Raw genomic sequence first — 15,921 nt, 5'->3', positions numbered from 1 at the left:
GCAGGGGTGTGTTTCTTTGCTTACTTTCTTTGCACAAGCAAAGAAAGTGAGTCGCCCGTAAGGGGCGAAACCCAGCAGATCAGGCGACACGCTAAGGGATAGTGCCAAGTCATCGACAGCTAACACGTTATTGCCAGTCCGGTGTCAACCCGCACTTTCCCCAAGATATGCGAAGAACCTTTTTTCATGGCGCCGCTTCCCTGTGGCCGTGCCCCTGATCATCCTGCCCGATTGCCCTTTACACCTCATTTACACAGGACTGACTGCGCCTGACGGCAGTGGCCGGATACTGCCAATCCGCTTGAGCCACTGGAGTCGCATCGATGCACAAACGCAATGTCTGGACCGAGATCACCGCGCTGCTTCTGCTGGGTCTGAGCCCTCTGGTCATCGCCGCACCGCCTGGCGGGCCGGGCATGCACGCGCCGCCGCCGGCTGCCATGCAGCAACGCATTCCCTATCAGGGAGAGGAATACGTGTTCTCCGAAGGTCGCTGGTATCGCCCGCATGGCACCCAGCTCAGGCCGATCGTAGCGCCGCCGGGGCTGCGCGTTCGCACTCTGCCCGGCGATGCGCGGGAAATCTGGATCGGCAGCGTGCTCTACCACCTGGCCGCCGGTACTTATTACCTGTGGCGTGCCGAAAGCCGTGAGTACGAGGTGGTCAGTCCGCCGGTGGTTGCCAGCCAGGCCACGCGTTATGACGTGATCGCCTATCCGGCGCGCGGCCAGAACGAGGAGCAGCAAGGGCGAGATCGCTATGAATGCCACCGCTGGGCGGTCACCCAGTCCGGCTTCGACCCGGCAGCTGCCAGCACGGCGCCGAGCGCAGAGGTAGGCGGGCTTTACCAGCGGGCGCTGGGGGCGTGCCTGAGCGGACGCGGTTACAGCATCAACTGAGTCAGTGCGTGAGCACTTCCGGCGGGTCGGCGTGCACCAGCACTTCGGCCTGCGGGTAGTGTTGGCGAATCGCCTGCTCCACGGCCACGCAGTGCCGGTGCGCCTCGGACAGGCTCATCTCGCCCGGCAGCTCCAGATGCAACTGGACGAACCAGCGCGTGCCGGAAACCCGCGTGCGCAGGTCGTGCGCGCCGAGCACGCCAGGGACGGCGCACGCCAGCTCGTGCATCTGCGTGCTGACCTCGCCGGGCAGTTCCTCGTCCATTAGCACGCCGATCGCGCCGCGCACGATGCTGATGGCGCTCCAGAAGATGTAGAAGGCGATGCCGATGGCGAACAGCGCATCCATCTGTTGCCAGCCGAAGCGGGTCAGCAGCAGGGCGAGCAGAATGCTGCCGTTGAGCAGAATGTCGGAGCGGTAGTGCAGGGAATCGGCGTGGATGGCGGTGGAGCCGGTTTCGCGCACCACCTTGCGCTGGAACAGCAGCAGGGTGACGGTCAGCGCCAGCGACAGCAGCATCACGGCGATGCCGACGCCTTCGGCCTCCAGCGGTTGCGGCGCCTGCAGGCGCTCGATGCCCTGCAGGCCGATGAGAATGGCGCTGACGCCGATGAACAGGGCCTGGCCCAGCCCGGCCAGGGCTTCGGCCTTGCCGTGGCCGTAGCGGTGATCCTCGTCGGCCGGGCGCAGCGCGAAGTGCACGGCGATCAGATTGATCAGCGAGGCGGCACTGTCGAGCAGCGAGTCGGTCAGACCCGCCAGCAGGCTGACCGAGCCGCTCAGCCACCAGGCAATCGCCTTGGCCAGCACCAGGGTCAGCGCCACCGTCAGCGCTGCCCGGGTGGCCAGGCGCATCAGCCTGGCATGCTGCGGGTCGTGCACGGGGTCAGGCTGCCGGATGCAGGCCGTAGGCTGCCAGTTGCTCGGCGCTGCCGCTGTGCTGGATCAGCCGCGGATCGTCCAGCGGCAGCTGGTGGCCGGTGCTGGTTTCGATCAGCGTTTTCAGGGCGTACTGGTCGACCTTGCCGTCTGCACCGATCAGCTTCTGCAGCTGCTGCGGATCGACCTGAGCGGTCTGGCCCTGCGGCAGATAGATGGCGCCCGTGGCGAAGTCCACGGCGAAGGCGATCAGGCCGGGGATCACGTAGAACAGGATACCGATGGCGTTGGCCCCGGCGATTACCGGGTCGATCTTGCCTTCGATCTGGCCGCGACGATCCGGATAGAAGATCGAGCCGCAGGCGGTCAGCTGAGTGAACAGGGTTGCGGCGACAACGCCGGCGATAACTCGGGATTTCGTGCGCATCGAGCACCTCCATGGAGAAAAGTGGCGCAACTATAGCAAGGTGATGTTTGCAAAACTGCTGTCCGCTGCTTATGACCCTGCAGGGCCTCTGGCAGTTCGCCGTTATAATCGCCGGCCTGTTGTGGAGATACCATGAACGACCTGCCGATCGACGTCCTGTTACCCGCCCTGCGCGATGCCCTGAGCGCCCGCCACGAAGCGGTGCTGGAGGCGCCGCCCGGTGCCGGCAAGACCACCCGCGTGCCGCTGGCGCTGCTCGATGCGCCCTGGCTGAGCGGGCAAAAGATTCTCATGCTCGAACCGCGCCGGCTGGCCGCCCGCGCCGCCGCCGAGCGCCTGGCCAGCGAGCTGGGTGAACGGGTCGGGGAGACGGTGGGCTACCGCATTCGCCTGGACAGCAAGGTAGGGCCGAGCACACGTATCGAAGTTGTTACCGAGGGTATCCTCGCCCGTCGCCTGCAGGATGACCCGGCGCTGGAAGGCGTCGGCCTGGTGGTCTTCGACGAATTCCACGAGCGCAGCCTGGATGCCGATCTGGCCCTGGCGCTGACCCTCAACGGGCGCGCCATGTTCCGCGGCGAAGGCAGCGGCGAGGCGCCGCTCAAGGTGCTGCTGATGTCCGCCACCCTGGAGGGCGAGCGCCTGGCTGCGCTGCTCGGCGAGGCGCCGGTGCTGCGCAGCGAAGGGCGCATGTTCCCGGTGGATATCCGCTGGGGCGCGCCGTTCCAGGCGGGCGAGTGGGTCGAGCCGCGCGTATTGCAGACGGTGCAGCAGGCGCTGGCCGACGAGCCCGGCAGCCTGCTGGTGTTCCTGCCCGGGCAGGCCGAGATCCGCCGCGTGGCCGAGCAACTCGGTGAGGTACTGGCGGGGCGCGACGATATCCTGCTCTGCCCGCTGCATGGCGAACTTGACCTGTCTGCCCAACGCGCTGCCATAGAGCCGGCGCCGGCGGGCAAACGCAAGGTGGTACTGGCCACCAATATCGCCGAGACCAGCCTGACCATCGATGGCGTGCGCGTGGTCATCGACGCCGGCCTGGCGCGGGTGCCGCGCTTCGACCCGGCCAGCGGCATGACCCGTCTCGATACCCAGCGTATTTCCCGTGCCTCCGCCACCCAGCGTGCCGGTCGCGCCGGGCGTCTTGAGCCTGGCGCCTGCTATCGGCTGTGGTCGCAGGCACAGCATGAGCAGCTCAGCGCCTATTCCAGCGCGGAGATCCTTCAGGCCGATCTGGCCGGGCTGGCCCTGCAACTGCTGCGCTGGGGGGTGACGCCGCAGGAGCTGAGCTGGCTGGACGTGCCGCCGCCGGCTGCCTACGCGCAGGCGCTGGATCTGCTCGGCCGCCTCGGTGCGCTGGACGAGCGTGGCGCGCTCAATGCCCATGGCCAGGCCATGGCCGAGCTGCCCAGCCATCCGCGCATCGCTCATCTGCTGCTGCGTGGCCAGGCGCTGGGCCTGGGCGCGCTGGCCTGCGATCTGGCCGCGCTGCTCTCCGAGCGCGACGTTCTGCGCGGCAGCGGTGCCGATCTGCACAGTCGCCTGGCCCTGCTCAGCGGCGAAAGCCGCGCCACGCGCAGCGCTCAAGGCGGCTTGCAGCGCGCCCGCCAGCTGGCCAAACAGTTTCAGGGACTGCTCAAGGGGCGGCCGGTCAGTGCGGCGGTGAGCGACCCCGAACACCCGCGCTGGCTCGGCTGCCTGCTGGCCTTCGCCTACCCCGATCGCATCGCCCAGCAGCGCCGCGCCGGTGGCGCCGACTATCGCCTGGCCAACGGCCGCGCCGCGCAGTTCGCGGAAACCGATGCGCTGATGAAGCATGAGTGGCTGGTGGTGGCCGACCTGGGCAGCCGCCAGGGCCAGCGCGAGGAGCGCATCTATCTCGCCGCCGATCTCGACCCGGCGCTGTTCGAGCGCGAGCTGGCCGAGCAGGTCGAGACGCTGGAGGTGCTCGACTGGGACGAGCGCGAAGGCGTGTTGCGCGCCGAGCGTCAGCGCAAGGTGGGCGAACTGGTGCTGGAGCGCCAGGCGCTGGCGGCGCTGGACGAAGACGCGCGCTGCCGTGCGCTGGTCGGCCTGGTGCGGCGCAAGGGTCTGGAGCTGCTGCCCTGGACACCGGAGCTGCGTCAGTGGCAGGCGCGCGTGGCGGTGCTGCGCGAGCTGGACCTGCAGCAGCAGGGGCAGAGCGAATGGCCGGACCTGTCCGATGCCGCGCTATTGGCCAGCCTCGAGCAGTGGCTGACGCCCTTCCTGGGTAAGGTCAATCGCCTCAGCCACTTCGCCAATCTCGACCTGCCCTCGATCCTGCAGACGCTGCTGCCCTGGCCGCTGCCGCAACGCCTCGACGAGCTGGCGCCGCGCGCCTTGAACGTGCCGTCCGGCTCGCGCATCGCCATCGACTACACGGAGAATCCGCCGGTACTCGCCGTGCGCCTGCAGGAGCTGTTCGGCCTGGCCGCCACGCCGCGCATCGCCGGCGGTCGCCTGGGCCTCAAGTTGCATCTGCTGTCGCCGGCGCGGCGACCGGTGCAGGTGACGCAGGACCTGGCCAGCTTCTGGGCCAACACCTACATCGATGTGAAGAAGGACCTGAGGGGGCGCTATCCCAAGCACTACTGGCCGGACGACCCCTTGATCGCCGAACCCACGGCGCGAGCCAAGCCGAGGAAGTGAGACGGCGATGCTGACCCTGAATCTCGGGCCGCTGGCCCTGGGCGTCACCCATGTGCTGCTGTTCGGCAGCCTGCTGCTGGCGACCCTGGTCGGCTGGCTGATCGGCCGTCGTCACGGCTGCAATCCGGAAAGCCAGTTGTTCCGCATGCTCATGGTCGGGCTGCTGGTGGCGCGGGTGGCCTTCGTGCTGGTGTATGCCGAGTATTACCGTGATGAGCCGTGGCGCGCGGTGGATATCCGCGACGGTGGTTTCATCGCCTGGCCGGGCTTGCTCGCCGGGCTGGCACTGGGCGTGTGGTACCTCTGGCGCCAGGCGACCCTGCGGCGGCCGCTTGGCGTGGCGATGGGGGTCGGCCTGGCGCTGTGGCTCGGCGGCAACCTGAGGTTGCAGGCGCTGGAGCAGGGCACGCGCTTGCCTGACCTGCAGGTGCGCAACCTGCAGGGTGAAGCGGTGAGCCTGCGCGATTACGCGGGCCGGCCACTGGTGGTCAACCTCTGGGCCACCTGGTGCCCGCCGTGTCGGCGCGAAATGCCGGTGCTGATGCAGGCGCAGCAGCGCGAAACCGGGATTACCATCCTCTTCGTCAATCAGGGGGAGAGCGCTGCGCTGGTGACCGAGTTCCTCGCCGCGCAGCAACTGAGCCTGGATCACCTGCTGCTCGACGAGCCGGTCAGGCTGGGGCAACTGGTGGGTTCGCGCGCGCTACCCACCACGCTGTTCTACGATGCCGAAGGGCGACAGGTCGGCAGTCACTTGGGCGAGCTGTCGCACGCCAGCCTGGAGCGAGCGCTGGCCAGGTTGCGTGGTGATTGACGGGTCAGTACAGCCACAGGTCCTCGCCGGACTCCGTCAACTGCTCATAGGCCCGGTCCAGCTCGTCGCGCAGGCGCTCGGCGTCCGCTGCATGGCGTGAGTAGATCAGCCTCAGCGGCAGGCGCTGCACCTCGACGAAGGGTATTTCGTCCATGCCCAGCTCGCGCTTGGCCTGTTCCACGGGGGCCTGATAGTCCAGCAGGTAGTCGCCGCGTCGTCGCTGCAGCATCTGCAGTGCCGAGACATGGCTGGCGGTGCGGTGATGGATGATGCGGCGCGCCGGGTCTTCCAGCCACCGGTTGACGTCCTGCCAGTAGCTGTAGCCGGTGATCAGGATCACGCCGCGCTCCTCCAGGTCCTCCGGAATGCGCGGTACTGGTGTGTCGTGACGGAAGTACAGGTTGAGGGTGATTTCCCCCAGCAGATGCCGACCCTCCAGGGTGTGCTCGGCCAGCCCCGGTTTGCCCGAGGCGCCGGCCCAGAGGTGGATGCTGCCGTCGAGCAGGCCGCCGTAGAGGCGAGCGCCGGGGTAGGAGCGAAAGTCCGCCTGATAGCCCGCTACATCGAGCAGGCGCGCGGTCAGTTCGAGACCCGAACCGGCGGGCTGGCCCTGGGCGTCGGTATAGGAATAGGGCGGAAACTCGTAGTACCCGACCTGTATGCGCGGCCTGGTTTCGGCAGCGTGCGCCGCCTGCAGCCAGAACAGGGTGATGAGGATCAGGCAGAAGCGTCTTGGCATTTGCGTCGCGGCTAGTGGCCGTCTTGTCTTTTTTTTGTAATACCCGCCGAGCATGGACAAGACATGGCGGGCTTGTCCAGCCCGCTATTCCTGGCTGGGCAGGAAAAAGCGGCCAATCACCGGCAGGTGGTCGGAAATGGCCTGGGTGTCGTGCTGCCGCACCTGGCTGGCGAACGGGGTCAGGCGTGGGCTGTAGAACAGGTAGTCGAGGGTGCGATCCGGGCCGCTGGCGGCCGGGTCGTTGGGGAAGTGGGTGTACCACTGCGCCTGCTGCGAACCGCTGGCCTGCTGCAGGCTGGGGATCATCGGGTAGCGGCTTGCCAGATCCAGCAGTTCGCTGTCGGCGGCGTACCAGCCTCGTTGATCTTCCGGCAGATGCTCGAACTGGCCGGGCGGCAGCAGGTTCAGGTCGCCGCCCAGCACCCAGCTCCTGCCCGCGCGCTGCAGCTGCTGGAGCAGCCCGTCGGTCATCTCCACCTGACGCTGCATGGTGTTCTGCCCCTGGGCGAAGGCATCGAAATGGGTGTTGATCGCCACCAGCTCGTCGCCGCCGCGAACCGGCAGATAGCTGACCAGCAACGCGCGCTTGAGCTGGAACTGGCGGCTCAGCAGATCGGCTTCCAGCATGGGCAGCTGCAGGCGCTCGGCGCGGGCGATCCGGAAGCGGCTGAGGGTGCCCAGCTTCATGCCGACGCTGCCGAGGATGCGCGGGTGCGGAACGAACGCGGCCTTCCAGTAGAAGGCCTGGCTGCTGCACGGATAGAGATCGGCCAGGCGCTCCTGCAACAGCGCCAACTGGTCCTGATAGTCAGTGGCCCTGGCGCCGTCGTGCAGCTCCTGCAGCAGTACCAGATCCGGCTGCTCGTCGCGCAGCACGCGCACCACCTCATCCAGGGTCATGGCCAGGTCGGCGCTGCTCGGACGCTCGTCCGGGCCGTCGCCGCCGGGCAGGTCGTACCAGAACACATGGCGCTTGCCGGCCAGGTACTGCAGGTTCCAGGTCATCACCTTGAGCGCCTGCCCCGGTTGCAGCTGCGCCACCTGGCCCGTGCAGGTCACGGGCGCGTCTTCGCGCGGCTGTGGGCGCCAGGTCAGGCTGTAGATCAGCGTGATCGCCACGGCGGCAACAACCAGTGCAATGAGCAGTAACAGGCGAAGCGGACGCGGCAGGGACATGACGAAGCGGGCGGCTATGCTGGAAGGAGGCGAGGATACCCGACTGTGGCCCGTCGGCCCAGGCTGCGGGAACCTGCCGGGAGGTTGCGATGAACCAGCCGCTGATAGCCCAGCGCAGCTCCTTCGCGGTGGAGGTGGAGGCCGGGCGTGATTATTTCTGGTGCCGTTGCGGGCGCAGCGCCAGCCAGCCGTTCTGCGACGGCAGCCACAAGGACAGCGGGCTGACCCCGCTGCGTTATCATGCCGAGCGCACCGAACGGGTGTTTTTCTGTGGCTGCAAGCACACGGCCACACCGCCCTGTTGCGATGGCAGCCACAACAGGTTGTAGTGTCGGCAAGGCCAGGGCTGCGGGAGCAACGCATGTATCGCAAGGTGTTCGCCAACAAGGTGTTCGATCGCAAGGTGGTGCTGATCACGGGCGGTTGCGCCGGCATTGGCCGCGCGCTGGCCATGCGCCTGGCCCAGGCGGGCGCGCGCCTGGTGATTCTCGACCTGCAGCAGGCGGCGCTGGACAGCCTGGTGCAGCACCTGGCCGATCACCACAACGCCGAGGCCCTGGGGCTGGTCTGCGACGTCGCCGACGCCGAGGCGGTGCAGCGCGCCGTGGCCCTGGCGGTGGAGCGTTTCGGCGGTATCGACGTGCTGGTCAACAACGCCGGCATCACCCATCGCAGCACCTTCGCCGAAACCAGCCTGGAGGTGTTCCAGCGGGTCATGGCGGTCAACTATTTCGGTGCCCTGCACTGTACGCAGGCGGCGCTGCCCAGCCTGATCGCGCGGCGCGGCCAGGTCATAGTGCTCAGCTCGCTGTCGGGCATCGCCCCCTTGCTCTATCGCAGCGCCTACAACGCCAGCAAGCATGCCCTGCATGGTCTGTTCGAGACGCTGCGCTACGAGCTCAAGGGCTCGGGGGTGAACGTGATGCTGGTGTGCCCCGGCTTCACCGCCACCGACCTGCGCAAGAACGCCCTGGTCGGCGATGGCTCGGTGGCCGCCCAGCCGCCGCTGGCGATGGGCAAGGTGGCTTCGCCGCAGGATGTCGCCGAGGCCATCTACCGTGGTGCGCTCAAGCGTCGGCGGCTGCTGGTGCTGTCGAACGTCGACTGGCGCGCGCGGGTGCTGGCGCGCTTCTTCCCCAGGCTGTTCGAGCGCGTGCTGCTGCCGCGGCTGTCCGGCCTGCGGCCGCATGGTCCGGAGCGACGCTGATGCGCCTTTGGCTGCTTGCACTGCTGATGCTGACAACGCTGTGCCGCGCCGACGACGCCGAGCCCCTGCGGGTGATGACCGACCTCTGGCCACCCTTTCGCATGGAGGGCGAGAACGGCCGGTTGCAGGGGCTGGATATCGATCTGCTCGATGAGCTGTCGCGTCGTACCGGGCTGCGTTTCGAGGTGCAGCGGGCGCCCTGGGCGCGTGGCCTGGCGGCGCTGGAGCAGGGCAGTGCGGACCTGATGACCGGCCTGGCCAGGACGCCGGAGCGCGAACGCTACATTCGCTATCTGGACGCGCCGTACTACGCCTGCTCGCCGCGCTTCTACGCCAGCCCGGCCCTGGCCATGCGCCTGAACGACTACGCATCGCTGCGCGGGCTGCGCATCGGCTACGTGCTGGAGTCGGTGTACTTCCAGCCATTCGACGATGACCAGGCGCTGGACAAGGTCGGTGTGAGCAACGAGAGCCAGCTGCTGGAGATGCTCGTGCGTGGCCGTATCGACGCCCTGGTCGGTACCGATTGTCAGGTCGACTACGCCCTGCTCGCCCCCGACCTGGCCGGCCGCATCGTCAAGGCGGCGTTCCGCCCCGAGGCGCGCACCGCGCTGTATATCGGCTTCTCGCGCAAGCGTCTGGCGCGCATGCCGGCGCTGGCCGCTGCACTGGATCAGTTGTTGCGCGAAGGCTGGATCGCCAATGCCGCACTGCGCTATCAGCCGGTGGTGGCGCGCCAGTAGCCGGGCGGCACTTCAGCCGTGCGAGTGATGCGCCGCGCCGGCCAGCATCAGCTCCATGTCCCAGAAAGCGGCCTCGATCTTGTGGCCGTCGAGATCCCTGACGAAGCAGCCATAGTAGGGCTCGCCGTACTCCGGGCGCGGCCCGGGCCGGCCTTCGTCCTGGCCACCGGCGGCCAGCGCCGCCTCGTGAAAGGCATGCACAGATGCCTTGTCCGCGGCGACGAAGCCGAAGTGACTGCCGTTGCCGAGTGTCGCCGGCTGGCCATTGATCGGCGTTTGCACCCAGAACTCCGGGTACTCGCGACCGAAGGCCACGGCGCCGGGGTGGCGCATGATCTCCTTGCAGCCCAGGGTGGCCAGTACCTTGGCGTAGAAGGCACTGGCGGCGTCGAAATCGTTGGTGCCGATGGACACGTGGGACAGGATGCTGGGGTTGGTTTCGCTCATGGTGCTCTCCTTGCTCTGACCAAAGCTGCAAGCCTAGCAGGTAGTTTTCGACAGCCTGCTAATCACTGTTATCGCTATTTGCCGCCTGCTGTGGCTCGAGCAGCATGAACAGGCGGAACAGCACCACGATGGCGAACAGTTGCAGGAACCCATTGCCGGCCTGATGCAGCACCCACAGCAGGGTGTCGCTGTGGTTCGGCTGCGTCCACCAGTCGAGCAGCCACAGCGGCACCAGCACGTTGGCCAGGCAGGCGAACACCGGCCAGAAACGTCCCTCGGTCAGCGCGAAGCTGGCCTGCAGGGCGCGCAGCGGCGGCTCCTGGCGCAGCACCAGGATCAGTTCGGAGAAGGCCAGGCGCATCATGATCCAGATGCCCGGCACGATGAACAGCGACAGGCCGAGCATGATCGCCAGGGTGCTCAGCCCGGCCATCAGGGCGAAGCTCGGCCACAGCTGCAGGCCGGCGGCGAACAGCTGCGCATTGCCGGGCGTCTGGCCGATGCTGCGGGCATGCAGGAAGAGAATCAGCGGCGCGGCGTACAGCGGGTAGAAGAGAATGCCGAGCAGCACGCCATAGGCCGGATTGGCGTCTTCGCCGAGCTGGGCGGCGAGAAGCGTCTGCGCAATGGCCTCGAGCAGCAACAACGGCAGGGTTAGGCGGGCAATGGCGGCGAGGTTGTGGCTGGAGAAGAACCAGGCGTCGCGCAAAACGGAAAGTGGGCTCATCGACAGGTTACCAGGTGTCAGGCACCAGCACTGTGGCTGGTTGCCGGGATGGGATCAAGGGTACTCCAGCTGCACATTGGGCAGCGCGGCGAGCAGGCGCGGCAGTTCGGCGCCGGGCACTTCCAGGGTCAGCTGCGGCGGGCCGGGCGAATACAGCAGAAAGTCGCAGGCCAGCACTGCACGGTCGATGAGCAGGGTGATGGCGGCGTCGTGACCGAAGGGGCAGGCGCACATCGGCACGCAGCCGGTGTGCTCGATCAGCTCTTCATCGCTGGCGACGCGCGGGCGCTGGCCGAGCAGCGCTTTGAGCCCGGCCCAGTCGGCGCGAGCGCCTTCGAGGCTGACCAGCATGGCGTAGCGCTGCGCATCGACGCGCAGGAACAGGCTCTTGCTTTCCACGCCGCGCAGGCCGAAACGCTGGCGCACGGCGTGGGCGGTGGGGTAGTCGAGCACCGGTTCGTGCTCGACCAGGCGATGGCTGATGTGCAGGTGCTGGAGCAGGTCGAGGTTGCGCTGGCAGAGGCGTTCTAGAGGCGTCATGGCGGCTAGGATAGGGGCTGCGCCGCGCCCCGGCCAGCCCCGGACACGGGATGCCGGCTCTGGCATACTGGCGCCTTCGTCACCCCCGAGGACTCCCGGTGAAGAAGATCGCCGTATTCGCCGATGTGCAGAACCTCTACTACACGGTGCGCCAGGTGCATGGCTGCCATTTCGACTACAGCGTGCTGTGGGCCGAGGTCAGTCGCCGTGGCGTGATCGTCGAGGCCTACGCCTACGCCATCGACCGTGGTGACGCCAGGCAGCAGCAGTTCCAGCAGATCCTGCGCAAGCTGGGTTTCACCGTGAAGCTCAAACCCTATATCCAGCGTGCCGACGGTTCGGCCAAGGGCGACTGGGACGTGGGCATCACCATCGACGTGCTCGACGCCACCGAGCGCGTCGACGAGATCGTCCTGGCCTCGGGCGATGGTGATTTCGACCTGTTGCTCGAACGCGTGCGCAGTCGTGGCCTGGAGGCCATCGCCTTCGGTGTGCCTGGGCTCACCGCGCAGTCGCTGATCCGCGCCGCCAGCCTGTACGTGCCCATCGAGGGCGAGTTGTTGCTGAGAAATCACTGAGAACTTCGTATTGCGCTCGGCATCGCGCGCTTCGGCGCTGCTCTCATTCAATGCATTCCGCTTGCCGTAGGCAGGCTCAACGCGACCGGCCATCGCTCGCGACGACATCTTCAAGCTCCGAGGTTTTACGTGGAATCCATCGCTGTCATCGACTTCGAAACCACCGGCGTGTCGCCGACCAAGGCGCGTGCCACCGAGATCGGCGTGGCGATCATCGAGGACGGGCGCATCGTCGACCGCTACCAGAGTCTGATGAACAGTGGCGCCTGGGTGCCGCCGTTCATCGAGCAGCTGACCGGCATCAGCAACGCCATGCTGCGCAAGGCGCCGCCGTCGGAACAGGTGATGAACGAGGTGGCCGAATTCATCGGCGAGCGGCCGCTGCTGGCGCATAACGCGTCCTTCGACCAGAAGTTCTGGGACGCCGAGCTGGCGCGGGTGCGCCGGCGTCGCGTGCAGCCGTTCGCCTGTTCCCTGCTGCTGTCGCGGCGTTTGCTGCCGGAGGCGCCGAGCCACAAGCTGGGCAATCTCAACACCTGGGCCGGCCTGCCGGATACCGGCCGTGCCCACCGCGCCCTGGCCGATGCCGAGATGGCCGCGAACCTGACCCTGCATCTGTTCGGCCTGCTGCGCGAACGCCATGGCCGGCACCAGGCTGATCATGCCTTTCTCTGCCAGTTGCAGAATCTGTCGGCGGCCAAGGTGCGGGCGTTGCTGGCCACTGCCAGCTGAGATGGCCCCGTCCTTGTAGGAGCGGCTTCAGCCGCGAGTTTTAATCGCGGCTAAAGCCCCTCCCATGGTTTTTCTTGCGCGTCCGGGATCGCTACGGCTGAAGCTGCTGCGGGTTGGTAGCCCGGATGCAATCCGCGGAGAGTGGCGCATGTTCCCGGATTGCATCCGGGCTACAACGTCTTTCGTCTCTGTGGGAGGGGCTTTAGCGGCGAGCTTTTGTCGCGGTTAAAGCGCAATGCCGCCCAGTCGCTCCTACGGCGGTTTGCCGAGGATTTTCGCGGCTGAAGCCGCTCCTACCTATAGGGACAGGTTAAACTGCGCACCTGTTTCCTTTCCGATCCGGTTGCCCCATGACCTTCGCCTCCCTCGGTTTGATCGAGCCGCTGCTGCGCACTCTCGCCGAACTCGACTACCAGACCCCGACCCCGGTGCAGAGCCAGGCCATCCCCGCCGTGCTCAAGGGCCGCGACCTGATGGCCGCGGCGCAGACCGGCACCGGCAAGACCGCGGGTTTCGCCCTGCCGCTGCTGCAGCGCCTGACTCTGGAAGGCCCGCAGGTGGCCAGCAACTCGGTGCGTGCGCTGGTGCTGACGCCGACTCGCGAACTGGCCGAGCAGGTGCTTCAGAGCTTCCAGGCCTACGGCCAGCACCTGCCCCTGACCAGCTATGCGGTATACGGCGGGGTCAGCATCAACCCGCAGATGATGAAGCTGCGCAAGGGCGTCGACGTGCTGGTGGCCACGCCGGGCCGGCTGCTCGACCTGTATCGGCAGAACGCAGTGAAATTCGCCCAGTTGCAGACCCTGATCCTCGACGAAGCCGACCGCATGCTCGACCTGGGCTTCGCCCGCGAACTGGACGAGCTGTTCAGCGCACTGCCGAAGAAGCGCCAGACCTTGCTGTTCTCCGCCACCTTTTCCGATGCCATCCGGCAGATGGCCGGCGAGCTGCTGCGCGACCCGCTGTCGGTGCAAGTCAGCCCGCGCAACGCGGCGGCCAAGACCGTCAGGCAATGGCTGATTCCGGTGGACAAGAAGCGCAAGAGCGAGCTGTTCCTGCACCTGCTGCAGGAAAAACGCTGGGGCCAGGTGCTGGTGTTCGCCAAGACCCGCAAGGGTGTCGATCAGCTCGAACAGGAGCTGCTGGCCATGGGCGTCTCAGCGGATTCGATTCACGGCGACAAGCCACAGCCGAGCCGCCTGCGCGCGCTGGAGCGCTTCAAGGCCGGCGAGGTGCAGATCCTGGTGGCCACCGATGTGGCTGCGCGTGGCCTGGATATCGATGACCTGCCGCTGGTGGTCAACCTCGACCTGCCGATCAACGCCGAAGATTACGTGCATCGCATCGGCCGTACCGGCCGCGCCGGCAGTACGGGCGAGGCGATCTCCCTGGTCTGCGCCGACGAAGTGGATCAACTGGCAGCGATCGAGAACCTGACCCAGCAGTTGATCAGGCGTATCGACGAACCGGATTTCATTCCCGATCACCGCGTACCGCTGACGGCGGTCGGCGGCCAGGTGCTGAAGAAACCGAAGAAGCCCAAGCAGAAACTGATCCCCGGTGCGGGCAAGGCCGCTGGCAAAGGCAATATTCACCTCGGCCGCTGGTTCGAGGAAGAAGACGCCAAGCCCAAGGTCAAGGCGGTACGCAAGGTGCCGAGCTTCGGCAGCAAGCCCAAGGGCGGCAAGAAGTCGTAGGTTGCGCCGTGTGCACCGGACATGGACGCGGTCTCGGCGGGTTTCACCCGCCCTACGAGGCTGCGGTCGTATTGTAGGGCGGGGATACCCTGCCATTGCGGTCTCGGCGGGTTTCACCCGCCCTACGGGGCTGCGGTCGTATCGTAGGGCGGGGCACCCCGCCATGGATTTCACCCGTTTGCCTGCGCCGCCACGGCCGCCGCCGTCATGTCATAGATCACCAGGCACACGTGCTCAACCGGCTGGCCGGCCAGCGGCAGCAGGGTGACGTTCTGGTACATGAAGTCGGCCTGGCCGGTGATCGGTTGGTAGCTCTTGAAGCGCATCAGGTAGGGTCGCTGCTGCCACAGGCTGAAGGCGCGGGTGCCCAGTTGCACCACGCTTTCCACCTTGCGCTCCAGCCAGGGGCGGTCGATGTCCGGGAACAGCTCGAACAGCGAGCGACCCTGTACCTGGTCCGGCCCCAGCCCGGAGTGGTTCTCCATGAAGGCGTTCCACACCTCGACGCGGTACTGGCGGTCGAGCACCACCACACCGACGTCGATGCACTGCACGATGTCGAGTAGCCAGTGGACTTCCTTGATATCGATCTGCGCGGGCATGGCCTCACTCCATCAGGTAGCCGATCTTGGCGGTCAGGCGCTTGATCGAGTCTTCGGTGAACAACAGCAGCAGGTCGAAATGGATGGCGTGGCCCTCCAGGCTGTAGCTGATCTCCACCGCCAGGGTCTTGCGCCAGCGCTGGCGGTTGATCTGGATCAGCTGGTCGAGGCTGGCATGCTGGCCGAGCAGTTGCGGGTGCCCCTGGGAGAAGCGCAGGTCGAGCTGCTCGGCGATGCCGGCCAGGCAGGCACCGGTGAGGATGCTGGCCAGGTCCAGCAGCATCTCCGAGGTCTGCGCCTCGTCCTTGGGCTGCCAACCGAGCAGGCGCGCCATGTCGCTCACTTCCGAGTCGTGGAACAGCAGCAGCGCCTCGCCGGCGATGGCCTCGCCGATAAAGCCCTGGCAGATGGCGCTGAAGCGCTCGCCGCGCTGGGCATCGAGCAGGGTCATGTGCAGTTCGCTGACCTCGAAGATGTTCACCTGAGGCACCGGCAACTGCACGAACACCCCAAGCACCTTGGCCAGCAGCGCGGCGGCGCGGCCCATGGCGACGTTGCTCACCTCGCGCAGGGCATCGCGGAAGCTGACCTTGAGCTCCGACAATGCCGCGGCCTGGGCCTGCGCCGCCGGTGTGCCCTGAGGGTCGAACAGCTTCAGCTCGATCAGCGTCTGGCGCAGGATATCCGGGTCGGCGGGTTTCTTGATGAAGGCCAGGGCGCCCAGTTCGCGCACGCGGCGTACGGCTTCGTCCTGTACGTCGCCGGAAACCACGATCACCTGGGTGCTCAGCCCTTCGGCGCGCAGCGCAGCCAGGGTCTGGTAGCCGTCGAGCACCGGCATGGTCAGGTCGAGCAGCATGACCTGGCCAAGGCCCTGGCGAATCAGGGCCAGCGCCTCCTCGCCGTTGCTCGCCTGGCTGAGGGAAACCGGCCATTCAGCCGGCAAGGCGCGGATCAGTTGCTTGCGCGCCATATTGGAGTCGTCGCAGACCAGCAGAGGGATCACGGCGGGGGATTACCTGTGTGGGGGTGCGCTGAAACTGAGC

18 protein-coding genes are annotated in these 15,921 nt (G+C 66.9%); 9 read left to right on the top strand and 9 right to left on the bottom strand.

Annotated elements, in window-relative coordinates; all coding sequences use genetic code 11:
* The first annotated feature begins 416 nt into the window (after positions 1–416).
* Positions 417–899 (top strand): DUF6515 family protein, encoded by a 483-nt coding sequence (locus tag BLS61_RS19760; RefSeq protein WP_341844492.1) that lies wholly within the window; start codon positions 417–419, stop codon positions 897–899.
* A 1-nt stretch (position 900) separates the two neighbouring features.
* Here the strand turns inward: BLS61_RS19760 and BLS61_RS19755 are convergent, their stop codons facing one another.
* Positions 901–1,782, bottom strand: coding sequence for a cation diffusion facilitator family transporter (locus tag BLS61_RS19755; RefSeq protein ID WP_090433727.1), 882 nt, complete (start codon positions 1,780–1,782; stop codon positions 901–903).
* Positions 1,783–1,786: 4 nt separating this feature from the next.
* Positions 1,787–2,206 (bottom strand): polyribonucleotide nucleotidyltransferase, encoded by a 420-nt coding sequence (locus BLS61_RS19750; RefSeq protein ID WP_090433725.1) that lies wholly within the window; start codon positions 2,204–2,206, stop codon positions 1,787–1,789.
* Positions 2,207–2,338: 132 nt separating this feature from the next.
* Here BLS61_RS19750 and hrpB point away from each other — a divergent pair, with 132 nt between their 5' ends.
* Together hrpB and BLS61_RS19740 are read left to right on the top strand one after the other, a co-directional pair.
* A complete protein-coding gene (gene hrpB / locus BLS61_RS19745; RefSeq protein WP_090433723.1) occupies positions 2,339–4,873 on the top strand; it encodes an ATP-dependent helicase HrpB in 2,535 nt (844 codons plus the stop codon).
* Positions 4,874–4,880: 7 nt separating this feature from the next.
* Positions 4,881–5,687: a TlpA disulfide reductase family protein gene (locus BLS61_RS19740; protein ID WP_090433721.1), complete on the top strand. Its 807-nt coding sequence runs from the start codon at positions 4,881–4,883 to the stop codon at positions 5,685–5,687.
* A gap of 4 nt (positions 5,688–5,691) precedes the next feature.
* On the opposite strand, the gene BLS61_RS19735 is transcribed toward BLS61_RS19740, so the two are convergent.
* Together BLS61_RS19735 and BLS61_RS19730 are read right to left on the bottom strand one after the other, a co-directional pair.
* Positions 5,692–6,426, bottom strand: a complete 735-nt coding sequence (locus BLS61_RS19735) for a substrate-binding periplasmic protein (RefSeq protein WP_090433720.1) — start codon at positions 6,424–6,426, stop codon at positions 5,692–5,694.
* A gap of 84 nt (positions 6,427–6,510) precedes the next feature.
* Positions 6,511–7,602 carry an endonuclease/exonuclease/phosphatase family protein gene (locus tag BLS61_RS19730; RefSeq protein WP_090433719.1) on the bottom strand — a complete coding sequence of 364 codons (1,092 nt, stop codon included), beginning with the start codon at positions 7,600–7,602 and terminating at the stop codon, positions 6,511–6,513.
* Positions 7,603–7,691: 89 nt separating this feature from the next.
* On the opposite strand from BLS61_RS19730, the gene BLS61_RS19725 reads away from it, so the two are divergent.
* The 3 genes from BLS61_RS19725 to BLS61_RS19715 are packed head-to-tail and all read left to right on the top strand — an operon-like array spanning position 7,692 to position 9,552.
* Positions 7,692–7,931, top strand: a complete 240-nt coding sequence (locus BLS61_RS19725) for a CDGSH iron-sulfur domain-containing protein (protein ID WP_090433717.1) — start codon at positions 7,692–7,694, stop codon at positions 7,929–7,931.
* A gap of 32 nt (positions 7,932–7,963) precedes the next feature.
* On the top strand, positions 7,964–8,809 hold the full coding sequence (locus BLS61_RS19720; RefSeq protein ID WP_090433716.1) for an SDR family oxidoreductase: 846 nt from the start codon (positions 7,964–7,966) through the stop codon (positions 8,807–8,809).
* Positions 8,809–9,552, top strand: coding sequence for a substrate-binding periplasmic protein (locus BLS61_RS19715; protein ID WP_090433714.1), 744 nt, complete (start codon positions 8,809–8,811; stop codon positions 9,550–9,552). Before BLS61_RS19720 ends, BLS61_RS19715 begins: the two co-directional genes overlap by 1 nt.
* Before the next feature lie 12 nt (positions 9,553–9,564).
* On the opposite strand, the gene BLS61_RS19710 is transcribed toward BLS61_RS19715, so the two are convergent.
* From BLS61_RS19710 to BLS61_RS19700, 3 genes are read right to left on the bottom strand one after another with little or no spacing between them, the layout of a single operon-like run.
* Positions 9,565–9,999 carry a VOC family protein gene (locus BLS61_RS19710; protein ID WP_090433712.1) on the bottom strand — a complete coding sequence of 145 codons (435 nt, stop codon included), beginning with the start codon at positions 9,997–9,999 and terminating at the stop codon, positions 9,565–9,567.
* Positions 10,000–10,057: 58 nt separating this feature from the next.
* Positions 10,058–10,726: a YciC family protein gene (locus BLS61_RS19705; RefSeq protein WP_090433710.1), complete on the bottom strand. Its 669-nt coding sequence runs from the start codon at positions 10,724–10,726 to the stop codon at positions 10,058–10,060.
* A 54-nt stretch (positions 10,727–10,780) separates the two neighbouring features.
* On the bottom strand, positions 10,781–11,266 hold the full coding sequence (locus tag BLS61_RS19700) for a YbaK/EbsC family protein (protein WP_208598826.1): 486 nt from the start codon (positions 11,264–11,266) through the stop codon (positions 10,781–10,783).
* A 98-nt stretch (positions 11,267–11,364) separates the two neighbouring features.
* On the opposite strand from BLS61_RS19700, the gene BLS61_RS19695 reads away from it, so the two are divergent.
* The 3 genes from BLS61_RS19695 (at position 11,365) to rhlE1 (ending at position 14,273) form a co-directional block, all read left to right on the top strand.
* The gene (locus BLS61_RS19695; protein WP_090433706.1) at positions 11,365–11,844 is read left to right on the top strand and encodes a LabA-like NYN domain-containing protein; all 480 of its coding nucleotides are present in this window, start codon (positions 11,365–11,367) and stop codon (positions 11,842–11,844) included.
* Between the two features lie 129 nt (positions 11,845–11,973).
* Positions 11,974–12,576 (top strand): 3'-5' exonuclease, encoded by a 603-nt coding sequence (locus tag BLS61_RS19690; protein ID WP_090433704.1) that lies wholly within the window; start codon positions 11,974–11,976, stop codon positions 12,574–12,576.
* Positions 12,577–12,926: 350 nt separating this feature from the next.
* The gene (rhlE1, locus tag BLS61_RS19685; protein WP_090433702.1) at positions 12,927–14,273 is read left to right on the top strand and encodes an RNA helicase RhlE1; all 1,347 of its coding nucleotides are present in this window, start codon (positions 12,927–12,929) and stop codon (positions 14,271–14,273) included.
* A gap of 170 nt (positions 14,274–14,443) precedes the next feature.
* On the opposite strand, the gene BLS61_RS19680 is transcribed toward rhlE1, so the two are convergent.
* Both BLS61_RS19680 and BLS61_RS19675 read right to left on the bottom strand, forming a co-directional pair.
* Positions 14,444–14,875, bottom strand: a complete 432-nt coding sequence (locus tag BLS61_RS19680; RefSeq protein WP_090433700.1) for a PAS domain-containing protein — start codon at positions 14,873–14,875, stop codon at positions 14,444–14,446.
* Between the two features lie 4 nt (positions 14,876–14,879).
* Positions 14,880–15,881: a response regulator gene (locus tag BLS61_RS19675; RefSeq protein ID WP_090433698.1), complete on the bottom strand. Its 1,002-nt coding sequence runs from the start codon at positions 15,879–15,881 to the stop codon at positions 14,880–14,882.
* Between the last annotated feature and the right edge of the window lie 40 nt (positions 15,882–15,921).

The organism is Ectopseudomonas guguanensis (genome assembly GCF_900104265.1).
Classification (GTDB): Bacteria; Pseudomonadota; Gammaproteobacteria; order Pseudomonadales; family Pseudomonadaceae; genus Aquipseudomonas; species Aquipseudomonas guguanensis.
This window is presented reverse-complemented; position numbering and strand designations above follow the sequence as displayed.

Coding starts and splice junctions, on each gene's coding strand:
- BLS61_RS19760 (WP_341844492.1), top strand. CDS start 417: ATGCACGCGCCGCCGCCGGCTGCCATGCAGCAACGCATTCCCTATCAG.
- BLS61_RS19750 (WP_090433725.1), bottom strand. CDS start 2,206: ATGCGCACGAAATCCCGAGTTATCGCCGGCGTTGTCGCCGCAACCCTG.
- hrpB (WP_090433723.1), top strand. CDS start 2,339: ATGAACGACCTGCCGATCGACGTCCTGTTACCCGCCCTGCGCGATGCC.
- BLS61_RS19740 (WP_090433721.1), top strand. CDS start 4,881: ATGCTGACCCTGAATCTCGGGCCGCTGGCCCTGGGCGTCACCCATGTG.
- BLS61_RS19735 (WP_090433720.1), bottom strand. CDS start 6,426: ATGCCAAGACGCTTCTGCCTGATCCTCATCACCCTGTTCTGGCTGCAG.
- BLS61_RS19730 (WP_090433719.1), bottom strand. CDS start 7,602: ATGTCCCTGCCGCGTCCGCTTCGCCTGTTACTGCTCATTGCACTGGTT.
- BLS61_RS19725 (WP_090433717.1), top strand. CDS start 7,692: ATGAACCAGCCGCTGATAGCCCAGCGCAGCTCCTTCGCGGTGGAGGTG.
- BLS61_RS19720 (WP_090433716.1), top strand. CDS start 7,964: ATGTATCGCAAGGTGTTCGCCAACAAGGTGTTCGATCGCAAGGTGGTG.
- BLS61_RS19715 (WP_090433714.1), top strand. CDS start 8,809: ATGCGCCTTTGGCTGCTTGCACTGCTGATGCTGACAACGCTGTGCCGC.
- BLS61_RS19710 (WP_090433712.1), bottom strand. CDS start 9,999: ATGAGCGAAACCAACCCCAGCATCCTGTCCCACGTGTCCATCGGCACC.
- BLS61_RS19705 (WP_090433710.1), bottom strand. CDS start 10,726: ATGAGCCCACTTTCCGTTTTGCGCGACGCCTGGTTCTTCTCCAGCCAC.
- BLS61_RS19700 (WP_208598826.1), bottom strand. CDS start 11,266: ATGACGCCTCTAGAACGCCTCTGCCAGCGCAACCTCGACCTGCTCCAG.
- rhlE1 (WP_090433702.1), top strand. CDS start 12,927: ATGACCTTCGCCTCCCTCGGTTTGATCGAGCCGCTGCTGCGCACTCTC.
- BLS61_RS19680 (WP_090433700.1), bottom strand. CDS start 14,875: ATGCCCGCGCAGATCGATATCAAGGAAGTCCACTGGCTACTCGACATC.